The organism is Hydrogenivirga sp. 128-5-R1-1, from assembly GCF_000171895.1.
The window spans coordinates 1-3,049 of the sequence record NZ_ABHJ01000083.1 but is presented as its reverse complement, the minus strand read 5'-3'; the positions used below and the strand labels follow the sequence as shown (position 1 = coordinate 3,049).

The following is a 3,049-nucleotide window of genomic DNA, read 5'->3' as shown; positions in this document are numbered from 1 at the left end:
TGAAGGATATTTTCAAAAGGAAATGTGGTTGCTATGAAATGAAGAAGGAAAAATAATAGGGAAAGGTATTGTCAACTACTCATCAAAAGAGCTCTTAAAAGTTTTAGGTAAAAAGGGAGGAAAAGAAGCTATTCATAGAGATAATCTGGTGGTATTTTAGATGTATATTGATGAAAAATTAATAGAAAATTTGAAAAGAGAGCAGGTAAATCTTTCAAAAAAGCTCAAACTAAAAGATAAAAAAACTGTAGATGAAATAAAACTTGTAGCAGGGATAGATACAACTTTTACAAATATATGGGAAAATCCAACAACTGCCATTTCCTGTATAGTTGTTTTAGATATTGAGGATAATTTTAAAGAAGTTGAAGTTTTTTTTGCAGAAAAAATTATAGATTTTCCTTATATACCAACATTTTTAGCTTACAGAGAACTTCCTGTAATTTTAGAAGCTTATAAAAAACTAAAAATAAAACCAGATGCTTTTTTAGTTGATGGTATGGGAATAATTCATCCCAGGAAAATGGGGATTGCTGCACATTTTGGAGTTATTACAAATCAAATTTCTGTTGGTGTTGGAAAGTCAAAATTAGTTGGTGAGTTTGAAATGCCGGAAAATAAAAAATTTTCATACAAACCTGTTTATGTTGATGGTGAGCTTAGAGGATACGTAGTTAGAACTAAGGAAAATGCAAATCCAGTGTTTGTATCTCCTGGTAATAACATATCTGTAGAATCTTCTTTAAAATTAGTATTAAAATGTGTAGATAGATATAAACTTCCAGAGCCGACACGAAGAGCACATAATTATTTACAAAAATACAGGAGGGAAAAAATTGATAAAAATTGATTACACAAATGCAATGGCAGATATTATTGGAGAAAGGGACGGTATACTCAGAGAAGAGTTAAACTCATTTAGACACTTTATAGTTGAAACCCATTCAAGAATTCAAAAAGAAAAAGAAAATAAATTTTATTTTGCAAAACTTCCTTACCAGGATACATCTGAAATAAAAAAATATGCCAATTATATTAGAGAAAATTTCGACTATTTTGTTTTAATCGGTATTGGCGGTTCATCTCTTGGGGCAGAAATGCTTTTTCAAGCTTTAACATGGATAAATCATAATGAGTTTGATTTTCCAAAATTTTACGTTCTTGATAACGTTGACCCTGAAAAAGTTGCATCTATCTTAGAAAAAATAGATATAGAAAAAACCATTTTCAATGTTGTATCAAAATCAGGTTCAACAGTAGAAACCATTGCAAATTTTTCAATTATTTTAGATATTTTAAAAGAAAAAATCCCAGAAAACTGGCAAAAACACCTTGTAATTACAACTGACCCAGAAAAAGGATTTTTAAGAAAATTTGCACAGGAAAATAATATAAAAACATTTGATATACCAAAACCAGTTGGTGGAAGATTCTCTGTTTTAACACCTGTTGGATTGTTTCCTGCTGCATGCTTAGGAATAGATATTGACCAGCTACTTGAAGGTGCAAAGAAGATGGATTTAATTTGCTCTGTAGAAGAACATGTTGAACATAATCCAGCTTATCTAATTGCAATGGTACATTACCTTGCCAACATGAGAAGAGGAAAAAGCATAGCCGTGATGATGCCTTACGCAGAAAGAATTGAAAAGTTTGTAGATTGGTGGAGACAGCTCTGGGCAGAAAGTTTAGGCAAAGACGGTCTTGGACAGACTCCTGTAAAAGCTCTTGGGACAGTTGACCAGCATTCACAGATTCAGCTCTACAGAGAAGGAATAAAAGATAAAATAATAACGTTTATATACGTTGAAAAACCTTCAAGAGATTTAAAGATACCTGATAATATTCCAGATGACATTTCTTATATTAAGAACCATACTCTTCATGATATTCTAACAAAAGAACTTCTTGGAACTAAGGCTGCATTGACTAAAAGTAAAGTGCCGAACATTACTATAACTATGGATAAGCTTTCACCTTATAATATAGGCATGCTTATTTATATGTATGAGATGGCAACAGGATTTTCAGGATATTTATATAAAATAAATCCTTTTGACCAGCCTGCTGTGGAAGAAGGCAAAAACTTTATGTATGCCCTTATGGGAAGAGAAGGATATGAAGACAAATTAGAGGAATTTAAAGAACTTTATAAAGAAAAATACAAATTAGAGGTAGATTAATGGAAAAGGTTTTAATAATAGATGAAAATTTAATGCTAAATTCAAAAATAAAACAGCTTGCAACACTTGCAGGATATGAAGCAAAAATAATCGCCTTTTTTAAAGAAAAAGACCTTTCTAAAATTGATGAGTTTAATCCGGATTTTGTGATTGTAAATTTAGAATCAAAAAGAAATCCTGTTTTTGAATTAATTCCTAAAATCAAAGAAAAAAATGTAAAAATTGTAGGATACTGCGGCCATACAAGAACTGACCTTGCAGGTAAAGCTAAGGAATTTGGAGTAGATTTTGTAGCTACAAATGGAATGATAACTTCCCAGCTTCCGCAAATACTTGAAGGGATTAAAAAAGGGATAGCTTAAACTATCCCTTAACGATAATATTTAATATTTTACCTTTTACAAAAATAGTTTTTATTATTTCTTTTCCTTCTACCCATTTCTTTATATTTTCATTTTCAAGAGCAGTGTTTAAAACCTGTTCTTCTGATGCATCTGCAGGAACTGTAATTTTTCCTCTCATTTTTCCATTGATTTGAACTGGTATTTCCTTTTCTTCCTCAATTAATGCAGATGGGTCTGCCTCCGGGAATTTTTGCTGTAGTGTATAGCCGGTGTTTCCTATAATTCTCCAAAGTTCATCTGCTATAAACGGTGTAAATGGTGATAAAAGAAGTATAAGGTTTTCAACTGATTCTTTTAATATCTTTTTATTTTCTCCTTTATAAGAGGTTAGGCTGTTGAAAAATTCCATTATAGAAGCTATTGCTGTGTTGAACTGGTACTCCCTTGTTATGTCATCATTAACTTTTTTGATTGTTTTATGAAGTTTTCTTCTTAAATCTTTATCTTCTTTGTTTAAGTTTT

General features: G+C 30.9%; 4 protein-coding genes. 3 read left to right on the top strand and 1 reads right to left on the bottom strand.

The features are described 5' to 3' along the window. Window positions 1-160: 160 nt before the first annotated feature. Genes HG1285_RS05075 through HG1285_RS05085 form a run of 3 tightly spaced genes read left to right on the top strand, consistent with a single transcriptional unit; the run spans window position 161 to window position 2,545 of the window. On the top strand, window positions 161-850 hold the full coding sequence (locus tag HG1285_RS05075) for an endonuclease V (RefSeq protein ID WP_008288483.1): 690 nt from the start codon (window positions 161-163) through the stop codon (window positions 848-850). Continuing rightward, on the top strand, window positions 837-2,183 hold the full coding sequence (locus HG1285_RS05080) for a glucose-6-phosphate isomerase (protein ID WP_008288482.1): 1,347 nt from the start codon (window positions 837-839) through the stop codon (window positions 2,181-2,183). The genes HG1285_RS05075 and HG1285_RS05080 overlap by 14 nt, the downstream gene beginning before the upstream one ends. Further along, window positions 2,183-2,545: a hypothetical protein gene (locus HG1285_RS05085; RefSeq protein ID WP_008288481.1), complete on the top strand. Its 363-nt coding sequence runs from the start codon at window positions 2,183-2,185 to the stop codon at window positions 2,543-2,545. The genes HG1285_RS05080 and HG1285_RS05085 overlap by 1 nt, the downstream gene beginning before the upstream one ends. 1 nt (window position 2,546) lies before the next feature. Here the strand turns inward: HG1285_RS05085 and HG1285_RS05090 are convergent. Next, window positions 2,547-3,049: class I tRNA ligase family protein (locus HG1285_RS05090; protein WP_008288480.1), on the bottom strand; the 503-nt coding region annotated here is incomplete at its 5' end.